This is a genomic window from Azovibrio restrictus DSM 23866 (genome assembly GCF_000429665.1).
Taxonomy (GTDB): Bacteria; Pseudomonadota; Gammaproteobacteria; order Burkholderiales; family Rhodocyclaceae; genus Azovibrio; species Azovibrio restrictus.
Genome location: NZ_AUCH01000046.1, coordinates 1 through 1652, shown reverse-complemented (window position 1 = coordinate 1652; position 1652 = coordinate 1). Strand labels below are relative to the sequence as shown.

1 protein-coding gene is annotated in these 1652 nt (G+C 60.1%); it reads left to right on the top strand.

The window, feature by feature from the left end:
* Nucleotides 1-279 precede the first annotated feature (279 nt).
* Nucleotides 280-1652, top strand: a 1373-nt coding sequence (locus G474_RS0117685; protein ID WP_026688112.1) for an MCP four helix bundle domain-containing protein, incomplete at its 3' end; no start/stop codon positions are given.

Here is a 1652-nt window from a genome sequence, read left to right as displayed (position 1 = left end):
ATGGGCAAGGTGGAAGGACGGTTCGTGGTGCTGCTCAACGTGGACCGCATCCTCTCCCTGGAAGAGGTGGCCGTGCTGGGCAGTCTGGGCCAGCAGTGAGGAGGTGAAAATCTGGTTGCACCATGGAGGCTTGGAGACAAAAGACATAGAGACACAGAGAAAAGACCTGTACCAGATCGTTCTACCCCCCTGGGGGCAAGCTAGCCAATGATGGGCCGGGCATTGCCGGCTTACCGTCAGCCCAGAATCCTGTTCCGTTTTTGATATCGGAGAGATGAGATGAAATTAACTGTCGCAAAGAAAATGAGCCTGCTGGTGCTGACGGCTCTGCTGGGCATCCTGATCCTGGCCGGGGTGAGCCAGCGTCAGACCGGGATGGTCTACGAGGCGGCCAATTACGGTAACGAAAATTCCGTCCCCAGCCTGGAAGTCATGAACGAGATCACCAAGAATTTCTTCCGGATCCGCCTGCGCGTCACCCAGCATGTCCTGAATACCGATACCAGCAAGATGGCGGAACTGGACAAAGCCATCGACCAGGCCAGGAACGAGCTGGAGCAGGCCCTGAAGAAGTACGAAAGTCTGCTCAGCGACGACAAGGACCGGCAGCTGCTGGCGGAGGAAAACACCGAGCTCAAGGATTACCTGCTGCAGCTGGGCAAGGTGCAGGAACTGTCCCGCCAGAACCGCAATGAGCAGGCCCGGGAAGAGCTGGAAAAGCTGGCTGCCCAGGGCACCCGGATCAATACCCTGATTGACCAGCACATCGACTACAACATGGAGCTGGCGAAGAAAGGCTCGCAAAAAGCCGTGGCCGAGCGGGAGGCTGCCACCCAGATCGCCACCATCGTCACCCTGATCACCCTGGCTGCCATCGGCCTGCTGGGTTTTGCCATCACCCGCAACCTGCTGCGCCAGCTGGGCGGGGAACCCGACAAGGCCGCCGAAGTGGCCGGGCGGATTGCGGCCGGCGACCTGAGCAGCCAGATCATCCTCAAGGCCGACGACCAGACCAGCCTGATGGCGGCCATGCAGCGCATGAGCGCCACCATCCAGGGCCTGATCGAAGAGATGAACCGCATGTCCACCGAACACGACAAGGGCGACATCGATGTCCGGATCGAGGAGGAGAAATTCCAGGGCTCCTTCAAGGCCATGGCGGCGGGGGTCAACAACATGGTGTTCGGCCACATCGCCGTCAAGAAAAAGGCCATGGCCTGCGTCAAGGCCTTCGGCGAAGGGGATCTGGAAGCGCCCCTGGAACAGTTCCCGGGCAAGAAGAAATTCATCAACGACACCATCGAACAGCTGCGCGCCAACCTGAAGCGCATCGTCGCTGAAATCCAGGAGATCAGCGCTGCGGCCAACAAGGGGGATTTCTCCGTCAAGATCAGCCTGGAAGGCAAGCAGGGCTTCCCCCGTACCCTTTCCGAACTGCTCAACCAGCTCTCCGCCACCGTGGATACTGCCTTCAAGGACACCATCTACGTGGCCCAGGCCCTGGAGCAGGGGGACCTGACCAAGAGCGTGACCCGGGACTACCAGGGGGCCTTCGACCAGGTGAAGCAGTCCCTGAACAACACGGTGGCCAAGCTATCCCAGACCATCACCGAGGTGGTGAATACCAGCGACGCCCTGTCCTCGGCCACGGC